Below are 18494 nucleotides of genomic sequence, written 5' to 3' on the forward strand. Positions count from 1 at the left end.
ACGCTCCACAGACCGGAACAAGAGAAGGGGGATCAGGGCTGGACGGGGGCCTTTTGGTACGCGGATCCTGCCCCTCGCCCCGGCACGGCGAACGGCACCAGGGCCACCGTCACGTTGTCGTGGCCGCCTCCGTCGAGCGCGTGGCCGACCAGGACCCGCGCGGCGTGCAGCGGGCGGGCCGCCGCGTCGGGCGGCAGGACCCTGGCCATGTCGTCGGCGCCCTCGGCGTAGTTCCACAGCCCGTCCGTGCAGACCACGACGACGCCGGGGCGGTCCGGTTTGAACGACACGGTGTGCGGTTCCAGTTCGTACGCGTCGGCGCCGAGCCACCCCGTGATGGCGTGGGCGCGTTCGTCCGCGTACGCCTCCGCCTCGTTCATCAGGCCCGCCGCGACCATCTGCGCGGCCCACGAGTCGTCCTCGGTGAGGCGGGCCGGGGGGCCGTCGCGGTCGTCGGGGACCCAGTACGCCCTGCTGTCGCCGATCCAGCCGACGACCAGCAGTCCGCTCGCGACGACGGCGCCGACGATGGTGCAGGCGGGGGCGTTCTGATGGCGGTGCGGCTCGTGCTCGGACGCCCTGCCGGGCTCCGGGGCCAGGGCGTTGACGGCCTCGGCGGCGGCGACGATCGCGTCGTGCATCGCCTGCCGCGGGTGCGTGCCGCGCGGGAGGGCGGCCAGCAGCGACTCGTTGGCGGAGGCCGCGGCGGCGGCGGAGGCCTCGTCGGGGCGGGTCGCGGAGGACACGCCGTCGCAGACGATCGCCACGACGGCGGGGGAGGCGTCGGGGAGGGCCGCGGCGGACACGGCGAACGCGTCCTCGTTGCGGTGGTGGCGCAGCCCCCGGTCGCTGACGGCGGCGACCGCGCCCAACTCCTGCTCCATGTGGTCGCGTTCGCGCGGCTGGGCGTGCCCGCAGTTCTCGCAGTAGCCGTCGAGGTCCACGCGCCCGGCCCGACAGGCGACACAGAGCTTCGCGCCGGGCGCGGGGGCCACGGTACGGGGATCACTCGCGCCGGGCGCGTCGGACCGTACGGGCGGATGGGGCGCGGGCAACTCGAAGTCCCCACCGTGCGGGGCCGCCCCGGCCTTGGGCGGCGAGGACGGGGCCTGCGAGGCGCCGCCGGGCGACGCGGCCGCTGCGGGGCTCGTGGTCGGGGCGGTCGGGGTGACGGACGGACCGGTTGCGATCGGGGCGGGCGGCGTGGCGGACGGACCGGTCGCGGGCGACGCGGGCGATGCGGGCTGCGGGGGGCCCGCGAGCGGTGCGGACGGACCGGCCGATGCGTGCGGAGCGGGCGGTACGGGCGGGTGCGAGGCGGCCGGGTGCGGGGTGGGCGGCGGCGGTACGACCGGGTGGGCGGCCACGGACCGGTCCGGCCGCCCGGTGCCGGCCGGGGGCGTGGGCCGGTGGACGGAGAGGGGCGAGCCGGACGAGTCCAGGCCCGGCAACTCGCTCGGCACATGGACGGGCGCGGGCACGTTCGAACTGTCGGTCTCAGCAGCCGACGGCCACGCAACGGCCCCCACGGGCCCGGCAGGTGCGCCCCCGACGGGACCGCCGCCGGCAGGCGCGCCGCTCATGGGATAGCCGGCGGCAGGCGTGCCACCTACGGGACCACCGCTGCCCGGCGCGGGCTCGGCGGTCGGCGGCCACGCGACGGCGCCCACGGGGCTACCACCGGCAGGCGCGTTCCCAACGGGACCGCCGCCGGGGGGCATGCTTCCTACGAGTCCGCCGCCGAGAGGAGTGCCGCCCAGGGGACCAGCCCCGGCAGGGGTGGTTTCGGTGGGGGTGGGGGCGGTTGGGGCGCCGGTCAGGGCGACCGTGGGGCGGTCGCCGCCGCCCGTGCTTGCGGCCACGGCCGACAGGTCGTACCCGCACGCCCCGCAGAACAGGTCGGCGGGCTCCAGCGGATCCCCGCAGCCGGGGCAGGTCGGGCCATCGGTCGACCGGTGCATCTGCGCCATCACTCACACCCACGTCCGGGGGCGGAAACGGTTGGCCCGCTCCACCAGTTCGATCCTCTCCTCGCCGCGCTGAGCGAGCCGGGCGAGTACCCGGTACGAGCGTTCCAGCCCGAAACGCAGGCCGCGCTCGTCCAGCGCGCTGCCGAGCAGCACGGCCGGGCCGGGGCGGCCCCCGGGACTACCGGAGAGTACCCAGTCCAGAGCCGTGCCCAGTACCTCCGTCGACAACTGTTCACGCCGCACCGCGTCCAGGCCGAACTGCTGGAGCGCGGAAACCTGCCTCGCCGCCGCCGACAGGTCGTCGATCAGCGCCGGTTCCGCGCCCGGGGCCCCGGCCGCTCCCTGGGCCGGTACGGCCACCTCACGCTCGCGCAGCCTGGCCCGTACCGCAGCGACCCGCGCCGCCGTGTAGTGGATCGACGCCTCGGGCACGGACTCCAGCGTCCGTACGGCCGAGGTCCGGTCACCGGCGGCCAACTGCACCCTGGCCAGGCCGAACGCGGCGCTGACGTAGCTCGGGTCGGTCGTCCAGACCAGGCGGTAGTACTCGGCGGCGTTGTCGAGCTGGCCGAGCACCTCGGCGCAGACCCCCAGCGCCAGCTTGGGCGCGGGCTCGCCCGGGAACGCGTCGTAGATGGCGTCGTACGCCAGCGCCGCGCTCTCGTGGTCGCCGGTGGCCAGGGCGAACAGGCCCCGGTACCAGACGACCCGCCAGTCGTCGGGGTGCTCCGCCTCCAGCGCGCGCAGCGCCTCACCGGCGGGGACCAGGTCGTTCATCTCCAGCCGGGCCCGCAGCTCGCGCAGCCGCCGCTCCACGGTGTCGGCCGGGGCCGACGCCAGCGCGGAAATGAGTTCGGCGGGGGCGGCGGCCATCAGGCTCGCCAGGAATCCCGCGTTCGGGTCGTTCGGGTCGACCCGGGGGACGGGCAGCGCGAGCGCGGTCGCGGGAGCGTCCATCACCGCGAGGCGCGGCCCGGGGGCCGAGACGGGAGCGTACGAGCCGTAGGCCGGCCCGCCCGGCGAAACGGCCGCCGGACCGTGGCCCGACCCGCCGCTGTTGACCCGCCCCTGCCCCGGCACGACCGGACCGCGCCCCTGCCCCGCCAACGAGGAGGCGTGGCCCGGCCCGTAGACCTGCCCGGCGGGCGGTGCCGCAGCCGGGCCCGGGCCGTAGGCCGGGGCCTGGGCGGCGAGTGGTAGGGGTGCCGGGGGTTCGGACTGGGGTGGGATCGGGAGGGCTGAGCCGTGGCCCTGGCCCGGGCCGTACGCCGGGAGTTGGCCTGGGGCGGGGGCCTGGGACGAGGCGTGCGCGGGAGCCTGGGACGCGGCGTACGCGGGGGCCTGGCCCGGGGCGGGCGGTAGCGGGGTCGGCTTCGGCGACGGACTTGCCCGTCGGCCCTTCCCTCGCGCCGTTCGCGCGCCCAGGCGGGACACGTCCTCCGTCGGTGGCGCGAACAGCTCCGTGTCCGTGACCCGTACCTCCGTGCCGAACAGCGTCGACAGTGCCGGGCGCGGGCGTCCCGTCTGGAGCGCCACGACCTCCCGCAGCACCCCCGTCAGCTGCTCCGCCATCTCCAGCGCCGAGGAGAACCGCCGCGCCGGGTCCGGGTCCGTTGCCCGGACCAGCAGGCGGTAGAACGACTCGTACGTACGGAACACCTCGATGGTGCCCGGATCCGGGAGCGAGTCCACGAACACGTTCGTGTAGCCGTGGAAGTCGAAGGTCAGCACCGCGAGCGTGCGCGCCACCGTGTACAGGTCCGACGCCACCGAAGGACCCGTCTCCGCGACCTCCGGCGCCTGGTACCCCACGGTGCCGTAGATCGCCGACTCGTCGTCGTCCACCCGGCGGACCGCGCCCATGTCGATGAGCTTGAGCTGGTTCTCGGTCTGGATCGCGTTGTCGACCTTGAAGTCGCAATACAGCAGGTTCCTGCTGTGCAGGTGGCCCAGCGCCTCCAGCGCCTCGATTCCGTACGCGCACGCCTGCTCCACCGGCAGCGGATCCCGCTGACCCGTGGCCGTCCGCCGGTCGTTGGCGATCTCCTTGAGCGACTTGCCGCCCACGTACTCCATGACGATGTAGCCGTCCATTGAGCCGGTCCGCTGGTCGAGGTGCTCCACGAAGTTGTAGATGCGGACGATGTTCGAGTGCTCGATCTCCGCGAGGAAGCGCCGCTCGGAGATCGCCGCCTCCATCGCGTCCTGGTCGCCCGTGTCCAGCAGGCCCTTGAGGACGACCCAGCGGTCCGAGACGGCCCGGTCGATCGCCAGGTAGACCCAGCCCAGACCGCCGTGCGCCAGGCAGCCCTTGACCTCGTACTGCCCGTGCACCACATCGCCCCGGGTCAGCTTCGGCACGAACGAGTACGGGTGGCCGCACTTCGTGCAGAACCCTTCCGTACGGCCCGGCCGGTCACCGCGCGAACGCCCCACCGGCGCACCGCAGTCGGAGCGCGAACAGAACCGCTTGCGCTCCGGCACCTCCGCCTTCTCCATCACCGCGGCGCGTGGATCCGGACGCGGCACGTCCGGTACGGAGACCAGCCCGGCGCCCAGCCGGCCGCGCCCCGAGGCCGTGGAGGACGCGCCGGAGCTGCGGACCGACACCGACCGGCCGGCCGTCGCCGCGCCCGACTGCGCCAGGGAGAGCCGGCCGGACACCGAACGGCGGGAGGTGGCGGAGCGCGAGGACGCCCGGGAGGAGGCGCGCGACGACGAACTGCCGCGCGCGGAACGCCCGCTGACCCGGCCGCCGCCCGTGACGCCCGTGGCCGGCGAGGACAGCTCGCCGCGCGCGCCCACCACCGGGGCGAGACCGCAGGTGTCGCAGTACAGCTCACCGCCGCCCATGTCCTCGTACGAGCCCTCGCACCCGGGGCGCTGGCATGTGCCCGTCGTCGTCCCGCTCATCGGTCCCCTCCTGTCCGTGTCCCCGCTGTCGGTGGAGCCGCCGGTGGACCTCCCGGTGGACCCGCCGGCCGATCCGGTGTCTGTACGGTCGGCCCCGCCGTGCCCTCTCTCCTGCCGCTCACGGCCGCCCCCCGCCGTCCGCCGGGCCCGGCGCGCGCGGGACCAGGAGGTCCGCCGCCGCCTGCTGGTACCGCAGGACGGCCTGCTCGGCGACCCGCAGGTCGCACGGCGCGCTCCACAGCATCCGGCGGGCCGCGTCGTACCGCTCGATCAGCACCGGGTCCTCCGCCATGCCGTGCCGGGCGACCTTGGCCTTGTACGCGTCGAGCCGGCCGCGCAGCTCCGCGCGGACCGCGAGCGGCTGCGTGACGGCGGTCAACGACTCGCGGGCCCGCAGCAGTTCGTCCTCGGCCTCGCGCTCCAGCGACTCCAGCAGCGGGGAGAGCCGGTGCCACTGGGCGTGCCTGCGGTACTCGGCGGCGGTCGACAGGCGTTCGTGGAGGACGATCGGCGGCCCGCTGACGGCGGGCACCTCCGAGGCGGCGATCTTCGCGAGCACCTCGCCCCGGGCGGCGCGGGCCTCGGCCAGCGTGCGGTCCGCGCGCGACACGACGTCCCGCAGCCGCATCAGCCGCTCCTCCGAGTCCTGGCGCACCGCCAGGACCGCCTCGATCTCCCGCCGTACGTCCTCCAGCGCGCGGGCCGCCCGGTCGTACCGCTCCGTGTCCGGCCGGCCGCCGCCGGGTGCCGAACTCCCGGACGCGAGCCGCCAGAAGCCCAGCGGGTCGGACACCACCTGGGCGCGCAGGTCGGTCAGTTCGTGCGTGATCGACTCCAGATCGTCCCCGGCGGGGTGTTCCCCGGGCCGTACACCCACCGAGTGCGCGAGCGAGAGGGTGCGCCGCAGCTCGGCGGCGAGCAGGTCGATCCGGGCGGGCAGCGCGGACCACACCGAGTCGGCGGCCACGACCATGTCGAGTGCGCGCGCGTACAGCTCGTTCATCCGGGAGACCAGCTCCGCGAGTGTGAAGCGCTCGGAGAGCTGGGCGGGGCCGGTGATCGAGGACGGTGGCCGCTGTTCCGCCGGCCCGGCGAGGGCGGCCGCGCCCGAGAGCGTGACGCTGCTGCCGCGCAGCGTCTCGGTCAGCTCCACCAGGTCGTCGCGGTTCGGCCAGCGGCGCCTGGCGCGGGTGTCCCGGGCCCCGCTCAGGGCGGCGCTGTAGGCGTCGAAGTACGTCCACAGCAGGGTGATCGACTGCTCGGTCGCCGCCCAGCGCTCCTTCGTGACGCCGGTGAGCGCGGCCCCTTCGAGGAGCCTGCGGCCCGCGTGGTCCTGGAGGGCGAGGAGGGACGTCTCGATGGCTTCGTGCTCGGCTTCGAGGCGCGCCAGCGCGCGGTCGGCCTCGTCCCGGTCCATCACCGGTCCCGATGGCACACCCCTGGAGTCGGGGATGGAGCCCGCGCCGCCCATCGATCACCTCTCCGCTCGTTCGTGTCCTGCCGGAACCCATGTCGGAACCGCGCACATCCCGGGCGCCCACGCACCCCCCGCGCGGGACCGGGCACATCCCGCGGGCCGCGCGGGCGCGGTCCCTCTACCCGTTCCTGTACTTGGCGGGAGGCGGCGCGGTGATCCCCGGCAGCCCCGCCGCCAGCCACTTCCGGTACGACGTCATCCAGGGGCTGTTGTCCCCACCGGCGCGATACCCCACCAGCACCGCGTTCACCCGGCGGACCAGGTCGTCGTTCCCGAGCTTGGCCGCCACGCCGTAGTACTCCGTGGTGAACGGCTTGCCCGTCAGCTCGACCGTCGGGTCCTGCGCGGCCTGGCCGGCGGCGAGCGCGTTGTCCGTCACCACCGCGTCCACCTCGCCCAACTGGAGCCGCACCAGGCAGTCGAGCTGGTTGGGCACCGTCAACAGGTCCTCGTCCCCCGGCTTCCCGTCGTTCTTGTCCTGGTAGATCGCGCCGAAGGACTTCTCCTTCAGCGCTTCGTACGCCGTCGAGCCCTCCGCCGTGCAGACCCGCTTCCCGGCCAGGGACGCGTCGCGCCCGGTGATGCTCGACCCCTTGGGGGCGAGCACCTGCTGGCCCGCCTGGAAGTAGGCGGTGGAGAAGGCGACCTGATCGATCCGGGCGCAGTTGATCGTCATCGTCCTGACGACCAGGTCCACCGTGCCCTTCTCCAGCGCCGGCACCCGCTGGTTGGTGGGGATCGCCAGGAAGATGATCGCGTCCGGGCTGCCCAGGATGTCGTTGGCGATCGCCCGCGCGAGATCGATGTCGAAGCCCTGGAGCTGGTTCGACTCCGGGTCGCGGTACCCCCAGCGGTAGCTGTTCTGGTCGACACCCACGATCAGTTTCTTCCGGGCCTTGATCCGCTCGATCGTCGGGCCGTCGGCGGTGGAGGGCGGCAGGCTGGCTTCCGGCTCCGAGCAGTCCTCGGCGGCGGCGGACGCGGCGGTGACCACGCGCTGGGCCGCCCGGTCCGGTGCCTTCTCCGACGTGCTGTGGGTGAGCGGCAGCAGGGTGAGCGACGCCGTCACCACACACGCCGTGGCCATGGCCGTGACGCCACCCCAGCCACGCAGCCTGCCCCCCCTGCGGAGCCCGCCCCGGCCACGGAGCCCGCCCAGCCCACGGAGCCTCCCGGCGCCGCGACGGCCGCCGGACGGGCGCGGCCCGCCGGACCGGCGGAGCCTGTCCATGGAAGTCATCCCTCCGCCTCTCACCGGTACTCCGAAAGCCTGCGGCCGATGCCCAGGATCGCGGCCACCGCCCCGAGCAGGGCCAGGACCCCGGCCCCGACGGCCAGTCCCGTCAGCGCGCTCCTGCCGTCCGTGGCGGAGGCGTCGAACTCCACCTGTTCGTGCGCGATCGCCTTCTCCAGGGCCGCGTCCACCTGGTCGAAACACTCACCGGTGGATCCCTCGGTGCCGATCACCTGCTCCAGCGCGAGCTCGTAGTCACCGGCCTTGTCCGTGGCGCTGGCCGACCGGTGGCGCTGCCGCCACTCGCCGGCGGAGGCGATGGCGTCGGCCACCGGCGCGACGCCCGAACGGTCGTCGGCCAGGCCCTTCGCCCGGTCGAGCGCGGTGGTGAGCCTCGCCATGCCCGACGCGTAGTCCGTCTCGTACTTGTCGTCGCCGTCCGCCGTGAGGACCGCGCCCCGCGCCACCAGCGTGAGGTTCTCGTTCGCCCGGGCCTTGAGCGAGTTGATCCGCGCGTCGTTCAGGACCGCGAGCGACTCCTGCCCGTGCACCTGCGCGTTGTTCAACTCCGTCCGCGCGACCGTGTGTCCCACGGCCAGCCAGAGCAGGACGACGGTGGACGCGGCGGTCGCCGCGAGCAGGCCGTGGTTGAACAGCCGGTTCGTACGACGATAGTTGCGCCGCTGCGCCCAGAACAGGACGGCGAAGGCCAGCACGCCCAGCGCGAGGGAGACGAACGGCCACACCCGCGCGTCGTCGTTGTCCCGGTCGAGCCGGGCCGTCTCCTCCGCGTACAGCCTCTCGGCCGCCGGCAGCAGGTCGCTCGTCATCTGCTGGTTCGCGTACCGCAGATAGGCGCCGCCCAGCGGAAGCCCCTGGCGGTTGTTCGCCCGGGCACGCTCTATCAGGCCCGTGTACCGGGGGAGGGCCTCGTTCAGTGTCGCTATCTGCCGGGCCGCGTCGCCGCCGCCGGAACCGCCCGTGTTGGCCGCCGCCTTGACCAGCAGCCGGGACGCCGTCTCTATGTCCTTCTGATACCGCGCCAGATCCTCGGGCCGCTCCTGAGCCCCCGCCAGGAAGCCCGTCGCCGCGGCCGTGTCCGCGTCGGCCAGCGAGCGGTATATGTTCGCCGCGTCCGCGGACAGCGGCTGACTGCGGGTCACCACGTCGTCGGCGGCGGCGAACCGGTCGGAGACCTCCCAGGCCGTCACCGCGCCGAAGGCCACGACCAGCAGGGCCAGCGCGGCCCCGATGATCCGCAGCCGTCCGGGCTCCGTCGTCGCGGAGGCGCGCAGGCGCTCCACGGTCTCGGCCCACGCGCCGTGCGCGGCGGGCGACGGAGACGCTGGGTATGTCACGTGACCTCCCCCTGGGTCAATGGGACGGCGGTGGCTCACCCCCTCGCGAGCCCGGGAACCCCTTCCGGCCAGCAGTATGGCCGCAGGGACGGACATTGGCAGCAGCCTTGACGCGATCTTGTGCGGATCGCGCCGGGCCGGTGTGCGCCCGCTCCTGTCCGGCTTCCCACCATGAATACGCCGCGCACGCGTGATCGGTTCCCGTTCCGGGGCGTTCGTGGGCGTTCGTGGCGATCATCCGCCATGTGCCCGGAGGGCCCGGCCCCGGACCCGCGGAAGCGACGCCGCCGCCGCCGGGAGAACCCTGGCGGCGGAACCGACACTGCCGCCGCCGGAAGAACCCCGGCGGCGGCAGCACGTGCCCGGCACGGCACCTCACACGAAGTGCTCACCCAGCCGCACATGCGCCTCCGCGCTCGCCCCCACGTGGTCGAGACCCAGCAGCGCGGCCCCCAGCACCGGCGGCGCCGTGACCACGTCCACGTACGCCTTCGGCGCCTTCGCCGCCAGCCGCTCCGCGATCCCGTCGTCCAGCTGCGGATGACGCGCCGCCAGCACACTGCCCCCGAGGAGCACCGGCGCCTCCTCGCCCAGCAGGTCCAGCTTGCCGAGCGCGACCGTCGACAGCGCCACGACCTCCTCCGCCAGCCGGTCCACGAGCGACCGGGCGACCCGGTCGCCCGCCGCGCTCGTCGCGAACAGCACCGGCGCCAGCTCGTGCCGCCGCGCGTACGGGATGTGCCCCCGGTGCAGCGCCTCGATCAGGTCGTACATCGTCGCCAGGCCGAAGTGCCCCGGCAGGGTCCGTACCAGCTCCGTCGGCTCGCCCCGGCCGTCCTCGGCCCGCGCGCCGTGGTACATCGCCTCCTCCGCGAGCCCGGAACCGCCGCCCCAGTCCCCGGAGATGCGCCCGAGCGCGGGAAACCGCGCCGTCCGCCCGTCCGGCAGCATGCCGACGCAGTTGATGCCCGCGCCGCACACGACGGCCACCCCGCGCGGCTCCGCGCCGCTCGGCAGGCCGGCCCGCAGTATCGCGAAGGTGTCGTTGCGCACGTCGGTCGTACGCCCCCACCCGCGCGCCTGCACGGCCTGCGCCAACTCCCGCTCCTCCACCGGCAGGTCGGCGTTGGCCAGACACGCCGACACATGGTCGGCGAAGTCCAGCCCCGGCAGCCCCGCCGCCGACGCCGCCTCGGCGATCGCCACCGCCAGGATGTCGATCGCCGCCTCGATCCCGACGACCGGCGGCTGGAAGCCGCCCCCGCGGGCCGTGCCCAGCACCGAACCGTCGGCGCCGATCACCGCCACATCGGTCTTGCTGTTCCCGGCGTCGACGGCGAGGACGCTGCCGCGCCCCGCCGCCGGGCCGGCCGTGCCCGTACCCAAGCTCATGCCCACGCGAGGTGCTCCCGGTTGTGCGCGATCAGCTGGTCGGTGAGCGCCTCGGCGTACTCGTACTGTCCGATCAGCGGATGCGACAGCAGCGCCTTGAAGACGCGCTCGCGCCCACCGTGCAGCGCCGCCTGGAGGGCGAGATCCTCGTACGCGGTGACGTTCGCGATCAGCCCCGCGTACAGCGGGTCGAGCTTCGGCACCGCCAGCGGCACCGCGCCGGACGTGCCGACCGTCGCCTGGACCTCGATGACGGCGTGGTCGGGCAGGAACGGCAGGGTGCCGTTGTTGTACGTGTTCACCACCTGCACCGGACTGCCGCCGCCGCGCAGCAGCGACGCCGCCAGGTCCACGGCCGCCTCCGAGTAGAAGGCACCCCCGCGCTTGGCGAGCAGCGCCGGCTTCTCGTCCAGGGACGGGTCGCCGTACATCTCCAGCAACTGCTTCTCCATCGCCGCCACCTCGGAGGCGCGCGACGGCTTCGTCCGCAACTCCCGTACGACGGCGTCGTGCTGGTAGTAGTACCGCAGGTAGTACGAGGGGACGACGCCGAGCCGGTCGACGATCTCGCGCGGCATGTGCAGGTCCTCGGCCACCGCCGTGCCGTGCTCGGACAGCAGCTTGGGCAGCAGGTTCTCGCCCTCCGGCCCGCCCAGCCGTACCCCCAGCTCCCACGTCAGGTGGTTGAGCCCCACGTGGTCGAGGTACACCTCGGACGGCGCGACGTCCAGCAGCGCCGCGAACTTGCGCTGGAAGCCGATCGCCACGTTGCACAGCCCGACGGCCTTGTGCCCGGCCTCCAGCAGCGCGCGGGTCACGATCCCCACCGGGTTGGTGAAGTCGATGATCCACGCGTCGGGGTTGGTACGGCGCACCCGCTCGGCGATGTCCAGCACCACCGGCACCGTGCGCAGCGCCTTGGCGAGCCCCCCGGCGCCCGTCGTCTCCTGTCCGACGCAGCCGCACTCCAGCGGCCACGTCTCGTCCTGGTTCCGCGCGGCCTGTCCGCCGACCCGCAGCTGGAGCAGGACGGCGTCCGCGCCCTCCACCCCCGCGTCCAGGTCGGACGTGGTGGTGATCCGTCCCGGGTGGCCCAGCTTGGCGAAGATGCGCCGGGCCAGCCCCCCGACCAGTCCGAGCCGGTCGGCCGACGGGTCGATCAGTACGAGTTCCTCGATCGGCAGGGTGTCCCTCAGCCGTGCGAATCCGTCGATGAGTTCGGGTGTGTAGGTCGATCCTCCGCCTACCACTGCGAGCTTCATGGTTCTCAGCCCTTTACTCCGGTGAGCGTGACGCCTTCGACGAAGGCCTTTTGTGCGAAGAAGAACACGATGATGACCGGGGCCATCACCAGCAGAGTCGCCGCCATGGTCAGGTTCCAGTTGACCGAGTGCGCGCTCTTGAAGGATTCCAGCCCGTAACTCAGTGTCCACGCCCCCGGGTTCTGCGCGGCGTAGATCTGCGGCCCGAAGTAGTCGTTCCAGCAGTAGAAGAACTGGAACAGGGCGACGGCCGCGATGCCGGGCCTGGCCATCGGTACGACGATCTTCAGCAGCGTGCGCAGCTCGCCGCAGCCGTCGACCTTCGCCGACTCGATGTACTCCTGCGGGATGGTGAGCAGGAACTGCCGCAGCAGGAAGATCGAGTACGCGTCGCCGAACGCCATCGGGATGATGAGCGGCCACAGCGAGCCCGACAGGTGGAACTGCTGCGCCCACACCAGGTACATCGGGATGATGATGACCTGCGGCGGCAGCATCATCGTGGAGATGACGAGGATCATGGCCGTACGGCGGCCCCGGAAGCGGAACTTGGCGAGGGCGTACGCGACCGGGACCGACGAACAGACCGTGAAGACGGTGCCCAGCACCGCGTACACCAGCGAGTTGCGCCACCAGGTCAGGAAGCCCGGCGTGTGGAACACCGTCGAGTAGTTCGACCAGTGCCACGAGGTGGGCCACAGGTCGCCGCTCAGCGCCTGCCCGTCGCTCATCACCGAGGTGAGGAAGACGAACACGAACGGCAGGACGAAGAAGAGCGCCAGCGCGAGCGCCACGGAGTGGACCGCTATCCAGTTCAGGATCCGCTTGCGGCGGTGGCGGGCGGCGTCGGGTCCGCGGTCGCGGGTCCGCCCGGCGGGAACGGGTGGTGCGGTCAGGGTGGTGGTGGTCATCTCAGTCCTCCGCCGGGATGAGGCCGACGCTCTTGCGCATCAGCAGCAGGGTGACGGCCATGGCGATGGCGAAGAGCACGAGCGAGAGCACACATGCGGCGCCGGTGTTGAAGTTCTGGAAGCCCAGCGAGTAGACGAGCTGCGGGACGGTCAGGGTCGAGTGGTCGGGGTAGCCGGGCTGGATCACCGTGCCGGGCCCGATGGAGACACCCGACGCGAGCTTCCCGGCGACCAGGGCCTGCGTGTAGTACTGCATGGTCTGTACGACCCCGGTGACCACGGCGAACAGGACGATCGGGGTGATCGCCGGCCAGGTCACGTAACGGAACTTCGACCAGGCCCCCGCGCCGTCGAGATCGGCGGCCTCGTACTGCTCCTTGGGCACGTCCAGCAGCGAGGCCATGAAGATGACCATCAGATCGCCGATGCCCCACACGGAGAGCAGCACCAGCGACGGCTTCGACCAGCTGGGGTCGTTGAACCAGTTCGGGCCGTGCAGCCCGATCCACCCCAGCATCTCGTTGACCGGGCCCGTGGACGGGTTCAGCAGGAAGACGAAGGCCACGGTCGCGGCGACCGGCGGGGCCAGGTACGGGATGTAGAACGCCGTACGGAACAGGCCGACGCCCGTCTTGATCTTCGTCACCAGCAGGCCGATGCCCAGGCCGAAGGCCACCCGCAGCGCGACCATCACGACGACCAGCCACATCGTGTTCCACAGCGCGGGACCGAAGAGCGGCATCTGCTGGAACACGTACTTCCAGTTCCGCAGCCCCACGAAGTCCGGGGCCTTGATCTGGTTGTAGTGCATGAATGAGAAGTAGACGGTGGCGATCAGCGGATAGGCGAAGAAGACCGAGAAACCGATCAGCCACGGGGACAGGAAGCCCAGCGTGCGCATCCGGTCGCGGTTCCGCTTGCGGCGCAGCGGGGTGTTGCGCGGTGCCCCGGCGGCCCCGGACCTGGCGGCCTTCGCCGAGGTGGTGAGTGACAGTGCCATGACCCGGCTCCTCAGTTCTCCGACTGGACGTTGTCGGCGTCGATCTGGTCGTCCAGTTCCCTCAGCGCGCCGGGCAGGTCCTTGAGCGGCGTCCTGCCCGATTCGACGGACTGCGAGAAGTCACCGAACGAGGTGATGTACTGGCCGCCGTTGTTGGACGGCGGGACCGCCTGGCTGTACGGGTTCTGGGCGATCTTGAGGAATTCCTGGAACGCCGGGTCCTGGTCCAGCTTCGGGGACCTGAGCGCCTCGTTCGTGGACGGCACGTTGTGGATCGCGTTGGCGAAGCTGACCACCGAGTCGGTGTCGACCGTCAGGAACTTCACCAGCTCCCATGCCGCGTTCTGGTGCATGCTGCTGTGCGCGATCCCCGCGACGGTGCCCGTCAGGTAGCCGCGCCCGTACGTGTCCGCCTGGTCGTCCGGTACGGGCAGCGGCGCCACGCCCCAGTCGAACGTCGCCTTCTCGTCGTCCAGCATCAGCCCGCGCCACTCACCGTCGAGGTGCATGGCGAGCTTGCCGTTCAGGAAGGCGTTGCCGTTGGAGTACTCGTCGCCGAAGGTCTGGCGCAGCCGCTCCATGGCCGCGTACCCGCCCTGCGCGTCGGCGATCGACTTCATCGTCGAGAAGAAGTCCTCGGTCTTCGGCTCGTCGGCGAGGCGCGCCTTGCCCTTGCCGTCGAAGTACTGGGGGCCCCACTGCGCGAACATCCGGTCCGGCGCGTTCTGGTAGAGCTGGTAGTTCGGCATGAAGCCGGCGCGCTTGATCGAGCCGTCCTTGTTCTTCTCGGTCAGCTTGACCGCGTCGGCCTTCAGCTCGGACATCGTTCGGGGCGGCGAGGCGATCCCGGCGGCCTTGAACGCGTCCTTGTTGTAGTACATGCCGAACGCGTCCGCGAGCAGCGGCACCGCGCACTGGACGCCCTGGTACTGCGTGTAGTCCAGCAGCGTCTTCGGGAAGACCTTCGCCTTGTCGATCCCGCTCTTCTTGAAGAAGGGGTCGAGGTCCACCCACATGTCGGACGAGCAGTACTGGCCGACGTTGTTGGTGGTGAACGAGGTCACCACGTCGGGAGCCTTGCTGCCGCCGGCGCGCAGCGCCTGGTTGATCGTCTCGTCGCCGACGTTGCCGGTGGAGACGACCTTGATGTTCGGGTGGAGCTTCTCGAAGCGGGCGATGTTCGCGTTGATCGCCTTCACCTCGCCGGGCGCCGACCAGCCGTGCCAGAACTTCAGCGTGACCGGCTTGGTCGGGTCGTCGGTGTCGCTCCCGGTGCTCGGATTCGCGCAGCCGGACAACAGCAGCGCCGATGCGGCGAGCGCCGCGGACACGCAGGTGCGTATACGCCATCGCGCCATGGCGGACTTCCTTTACGGGGGAGGGGTACGGGAAAACGGCGGCGGGTGGGTTCTGAGGGGACGCGGGGGCGTCGCGGGGAAGGCGGAGGACACACACCGGTACGGATACGGGTACGGGTGCGGGACAAGGGGCCTGTGGAATAAGGACTGTGGGATACGGGGAAGCGGCACGCGAGGCGCGGTCAGGTGGTGTCGAAGACCGTGTCGCGCGCCTGGGTCAGGGCCGACCGCAGCGCGCCGGTCAGGATCGGGTCGCCGTCGAGGTCGCTGATCCGCAGCAGGGGTCTGGGCAGGATGAGCCCGGTCAGCTCGGCCTCGACCCGCTCCCGCAGCGCCTCCCCGCCGACCTCCGCGACCGCGCCGGAGAGCACGACCAGCTCGGGGTCGACCACCGCGACCACGGCCGCGAGGCCGGTGGCCAGCATGGCCGCCACCTGGTTCCGTACGCCCTCGTCGGCCAGGGCCTCGGCCAGCGGCAGTCCGCCGGCGAGTTTCCGTACCGCGGGGGTGGAGACCTGGCTCTGGAAACCGCCGCCGGCGTCGTCACCGGCCCAGTCGCGGACCCCGCCCCGGGCGAGCGGCGCGCCGGGCAGCGGCATGTAGCCGATCTCCCCGGCGCCGCCGGTGGCGCCCCTGAGCAGGGTGCCGCCCAGCACGATCGCGGCGCCGACGCCTTCGTCGAGGTACGCGAGGACGAAGTCGTCGTGGTCCTGGGCCGCGCCCTCGTACTGCTCGGCGATCGCCGCGAGGTTCACGTCGTTCTCGATGAAGACCGGGGTGCCCAGCACTTCCGCGAGATCGGCCCGGAGCGTACGGGAGTGCCAGCCCGGCAGGTGCGGCGCGTACCGCAGCTGGCCGGTCTGCGGGTCGATGGCGCCGGGGGTCCCGATCACCGTGCAGCGCAGGTCGTCGTGGCCGAGCCCGGCCGCGCGCAGCGCGCCGTCCACGGCCTCGGCGACCAGCTGGGCGGTGCGGTGGCCCACGTCCTTCGTGGCGGGTTCCGCCTCGACCCGGCAGCTGCCCACGACCGCGCCGGTAATGTCGGCGACCACCGCGTCGATGCCGGTGGGTCCCGCGGAGAGCGCGGCCACGTGCCCGGCGCGCGGGTCGATCTCGTACAGCACGGCGTTGGGTCCCGGGCGGCCGCTCTGGCTGCCGGTCGTACGGACCAGGCCCGCGCTCTCCAGCCGGGTCAGCAGCTGGGACGCGGTGGGCTTGGAGAGGCCGGTCAGCTCACCGATCCTGGTGCGCGTGAGCGGTCCGTGGGCGATGAGCAGGTCCAGCGCGGCCCGGTCGTTCATGGCCCGCAGGACGCTGGGTGTCCCCGGTGACGGAGTGGATGATCCTGACACTGACCGGACACCTGCCTTGTCTCTGCTCGCTCTCCTCGTGGCACCGAGTGACACTGTTAGGAAAGTTTCCTATTGGGATGCGAGGAAAGTAGGCCCGGCGTCAGGAATCAGTCAATACCTCCCGGAGCAAAGCACCCCCGAGGCAACCAAAGCGTTACCTGCGGGGGTGCGGGGGACGACGTGCCCGCGGGGGTGCGGGAGACGACGTACCTGCGGCGGGACGGCGGCCGGTCACTTCCCCTGGCCGGGGGCGCCCGGCGGCACCTGCGGGGTCAGCGGGGACGCGGCCTGGGACTGCGGTGACGTGGGGCTGGACAGCGCCGAGGGCGCCGACACGCCCGCCGACAGGTCCACCGGCTCCTCGTCCGCCTGGAGCGGGACGCCCCCGACGATCCGTATCCCCTCCTCGTCGAACGCCCGCTTGACCCGCCACCGCAGCTCGCGCTCCACGCTGAGCGCCTGGCCGGGCATCGTCTTGGCCGAGAGCCGTACGGTCATCGAGTCCAGCAGGACGGAGTCCAGGCCCAGCACCTCGATCGGGCCCCACAGGCGCTCCGCCCACGGGTCGTCCTTCGCCATCGTCTCCGCGACCTGTTTGATGACCGCGCGGACCTTCTCCAGGTCCTCGGACGGCCGGACCATCACGTCGACGGCGGCCGTGGCCCAGCCCTGGCTGAGGTTGCCGATCCGCTTCACCTCGCCGTTGCGCACGTACCAGATCTCGCCGTTCTCGCCGCGCAGTTTGGTCACGCGCAGGCCGACCTCGATCACCTCGCCGGTGGCCACCCCCGCGTCGATGCTGTCGCCGACGCCGTACTGGTCCTCCAGGATCATGAACACGCCGGAGAGGAAGTCGGTGACGAGGTTGCGGGCGCCGAAGCCCAGCGCCACCCCGGCGACCCCGGCGGAGGCGAGCAGCGGCGCCAGATTGATGTTCAGCGCCCCGAGCATCATCAGCGCGGCCGTGCCGAGGATCAGGAACGACGTCACCGAGCGCAGCACGGACCCGATCGCCTCGGAGCGCTGGCGGCGCCGCTCCGCGTTCACCAGCAGCCCGCCCAGCGCGGTGCCCTCCACCGCCTGCACACTGCGGTTCATCCGCTCGATGAGCTTGGTGAGCGCGCGGCGGATGACGTGGCGCAGGACGAGCGCGATCACCAGGATCAGCAGGATGCGCAGGCCGACGCTCAGCCAGGTGGACCAGTTGTCCTCGACCCAGCCCGCCGCGTCGTTCGCGCGGTTCCCCGCCTCGTCGAGGGTGCCGGGACCGGACGGCGGGGCTGCGGCCGGCAGGGCGGACCAGGACACGACGGAAACCTCCGGATAGGGGTCGGACTGGCCAACCACACTAACGGGGCAGTGGACGGCCTCCTCCGCCCCCGCCGGGCGGAGAGACGCTCCTCACGCGGTACGGGCCGGGTACGGGCGTGGTAGGGGCGCGATATCGGGCCGGGGAGGAGGGGCGGGCGGGTGGCGTGTGGTGGTCCTGTGGTCGAAAACACTCCGAGCCCGTTACCCGGACGTGGTGGCGTTTCGACCAGGCATGAGGAGAGACTGGAGCAGATCGTCCCGGCGCGAGCCACGCGCCGCCGGCGTAATAGGAGGCATCCGTGCCGCATGTCTTGGTCCTCAACGCGTCGTACGAGCCGCTCGGCGTCGTACCGCTCCGCCGCGCGCTCGTCCTCGTCCTGGAGAACAAGGCCACCAGCCTCGAGGAATCCGGCGCCTTCATGCACAGCGCGACCCGCGTCGTCCCGGCCCCCAGCGTGGTACGGCTGAAGCGGTTCGTGCGGGTCCCCTACCGGGGGCCCGTTCCTCTCACCCGTCGTGCGCTCTTCGCCAGGGACGGGGGCCGCTGCATGTACTGCGGCGCCGCCGCCACCAGCGTCGACCACGTCGTCCCCCGCAGCCGCGGGGGACAGCACGCGTGGGACAACGTCGTGGCCGCGTGCCGCAGGTGCAACCACGTCAAGGCCGACCGGCACCTGCGGGAGCTGGGCTGGCGCCTGCACCAACAACCGGCCCCGCCGTCCGGGCTCGCCTGGCGGATCATCGGGACCGGACACCGTGACCCGCGCTGGATGCCGTACCTGCAACCGTACGGCGCGGAGGACGCGGTGGCCCGGATCGACGGCATTTCAGCCTGAGATCCGGGCCTTTGTCGTTCCCCCTGGTCAGGCGGGTGTGGGCCGGGGGGAGCGGAGGCGTGCGCGGGGGCCGGTGCGGGGCGGGTGCCGCTTCCGGTACGTCCGGTACTTCCCGTACGG

13 protein-coding genes are annotated in these 18494 nt (G+C 72.5%); 1 reads left to right on the forward strand and 12 read right to left on the reverse strand.

What is annotated here, in order from left to right:
- Positions 1–32 precede the first annotated feature (32 nt).
- The 12 genes from ACIODU_RS13365 to ACIODU_RS13420 form a co-directional block, all read right to left on the reverse strand.
- On the reverse strand, positions 33–1583 hold the full coding sequence (locus tag ACIODU_RS13365) for a PP2C family protein-serine/threonine phosphatase (RefSeq protein ID WP_401767362.1): 1551 nt from the start codon (positions 1581–1583) through the stop codon (positions 33–35).
- Positions 1584–1973: 390 nt separating this feature from the next.
- Complete coding sequence (locus ACIODU_RS13370; protein ID WP_401767230.1) at positions 1974–4883, reverse strand: tetratricopeptide repeat protein; 2910 nt, start codon at positions 4881–4883, stop codon at positions 1974–1976.
- A gap of 118 nt (positions 4884–5001) precedes the next feature.
- Positions 5002–6354, reverse strand: coding sequence for a hypothetical protein (locus tag ACIODU_RS13375; protein WP_401767232.1), 1353 nt, complete (start codon positions 6352–6354; stop codon positions 5002–5004).
- Between the two features lie 124 nt (positions 6355–6478).
- The gene (locus ACIODU_RS13380) at positions 6479–7447 is read right to left on the reverse strand and encodes a glutamate ABC transporter substrate-binding protein (RefSeq protein WP_401767234.1); all 969 of its coding nucleotides are present in this window, start codon (positions 7445–7447) and stop codon (positions 6479–6481) included.
- A gap of 164 nt (positions 7448–7611) precedes the next feature.
- Positions 7612–9048, reverse strand: a complete 1437-nt coding sequence (locus tag ACIODU_RS13385) for a hypothetical protein (RefSeq protein ID WP_401767235.1) — start codon at positions 9046–9048, stop codon at positions 7612–7614.
- A gap of 279 nt (positions 9049–9327) precedes the next feature.
- Positions 9328–10344, reverse strand: coding sequence for an N-acetylglucosamine kinase (locus ACIODU_RS13390; RefSeq protein WP_401767364.1), 1017 nt, complete (start codon positions 10342–10344; stop codon positions 9328–9330).
- Positions 10341–11606 carry a 6-phospho-beta-glucosidase gene (locus tag ACIODU_RS13395; RefSeq protein ID WP_401767237.1) on the reverse strand — a complete coding sequence of 422 codons (1266 nt, stop codon included), beginning with the start codon at positions 11604–11606 and terminating at the stop codon, positions 10341–10343. Before ACIODU_RS13395 ends, ACIODU_RS13390 begins: the two co-directional genes overlap by 4 nt.
- 5 nt (positions 11607–11611) lie before the next feature.
- Positions 11612–12517: a carbohydrate ABC transporter permease gene (locus ACIODU_RS13400; protein ID WP_401767239.1), complete on the reverse strand. Its 906-nt coding sequence runs from the start codon at positions 12515–12517 to the stop codon at positions 11612–11614.
- A 1-nt stretch (position 12518) separates the two neighbouring features.
- Positions 12519–13517 carry a sugar ABC transporter permease gene (locus ACIODU_RS13405; RefSeq protein WP_356427535.1) on the reverse strand — a complete coding sequence of 333 codons (999 nt, stop codon included), beginning with the start codon at positions 13515–13517 and terminating at the stop codon, positions 12519–12521.
- Between the two features lie 11 nt (positions 13518–13528).
- Positions 13529–14875, reverse strand: a complete 1347-nt coding sequence (locus ACIODU_RS13410; protein ID WP_356427532.1) for an ABC transporter substrate-binding protein — start codon at positions 14873–14875, stop codon at positions 13529–13531.
- A 182-nt stretch (positions 14876–15057) separates the two neighbouring features.
- On the reverse strand, positions 15058–16176 hold the full coding sequence (locus tag ACIODU_RS13415; protein WP_401767242.1) for an ROK family protein: 1119 nt from the start codon (positions 16174–16176) through the stop codon (positions 15058–15060).
- A gap of 282 nt (positions 16177–16458) precedes the next feature.
- Positions 16459–17535, reverse strand: coding sequence for a mechanosensitive ion channel domain-containing protein (locus ACIODU_RS13420; protein ID WP_356427526.1), 1077 nt, complete (start codon positions 17533–17535; stop codon positions 16459–16461).
- 302 nt (positions 17536–17837) lie between these two features.
- Between ACIODU_RS13420 and ACIODU_RS13425 the strand changes: the two genes are divergently transcribed.
- On the forward strand, positions 17838–18374 hold the full coding sequence (locus ACIODU_RS13425; RefSeq protein ID WP_161306982.1) for an HNH endonuclease: 537 nt from the start codon (positions 17838–17840) through the stop codon (positions 18372–18374).
- Positions 18375–18494: the final 120 nt, after the last annotated feature.

The organism is Streptomyces sp. NPDC088261 (assembly GCF_044740805.1).
GTDB lineage: Bacteria > Actinomycetota > Actinomycetes > Streptomycetales > Streptomycetaceae > Streptomyces.

Bases quoted from the DNA above. Each gene is read 5' to 3' on its own strand.
- ACIODU_RS13365 (WP_401767362.1), bottom strand. From the start codon at position 1,583: ATGAGCGGCGCGCCTGCCGGCGGCGGTCCCGTCGGGGGCGCACCTGCC.
- ACIODU_RS13370 (WP_401767230.1), bottom strand. From the start codon at position 4,883: ATGAGCGGGACGACGACGGGCACATGCCAGCGCCCCGGGTGCGAGGGC.
- ACIODU_RS13375 (WP_401767232.1), bottom strand. From the start codon at position 6,354: ATGGGCGGCGCGGGCTCCATCCCCGACTCCAGGGGTGTGCCATCGGGA.
- ACIODU_RS13380 (WP_401767234.1), bottom strand. From the start codon at position 7,447: ATGGCCACGGCGTGTGTGGTGACGGCGTCGCTCACCCTGCTGCCGCTC.
- ACIODU_RS13385 (WP_401767235.1), bottom strand. From the start codon at position 9,048: ATGTCCGTCCCTGCGGCCATACTGCTGGCCGGAAGGGGTTCCCGGGCT.
- ACIODU_RS13390 (WP_401767364.1), bottom strand. From the start codon at position 10,344: ATGAGCTTGGGTACGGGCACGGCCGGCCCGGCGGCGGGGCGCGGCAGC.
- ACIODU_RS13395 (WP_401767237.1), bottom strand. From the start codon at position 11,606: ATGAAGCTCGCAGTGGTAGGCGGAGGATCGACCTACACACCCGAACTC.
- ACIODU_RS13400 (WP_401767239.1), bottom strand. From the start codon at position 12,517: ATGACCACCACCACCCTGACCGCACCACCCGTTCCCGCCGGGCGGACC.
- ACIODU_RS13405 (WP_356427535.1), bottom strand. From the start codon at position 13,517: ATGGCACTGTCACTCACCACCTCGGCGAAGGCCGCCAGGTCCGGGGCC.
- ACIODU_RS13410 (WP_356427532.1), bottom strand. From the start codon at position 14,875: ATGGCGCGATGGCGTATACGCACCTGCGTGTCCGCGGCGCTCGCCGCA.
- ACIODU_RS13415 (WP_401767242.1), bottom strand. From the start codon at position 16,176: ATGAACGACCGGGCCGCGCTGGACCTGCTCATCGCCCACGGACCGCTC.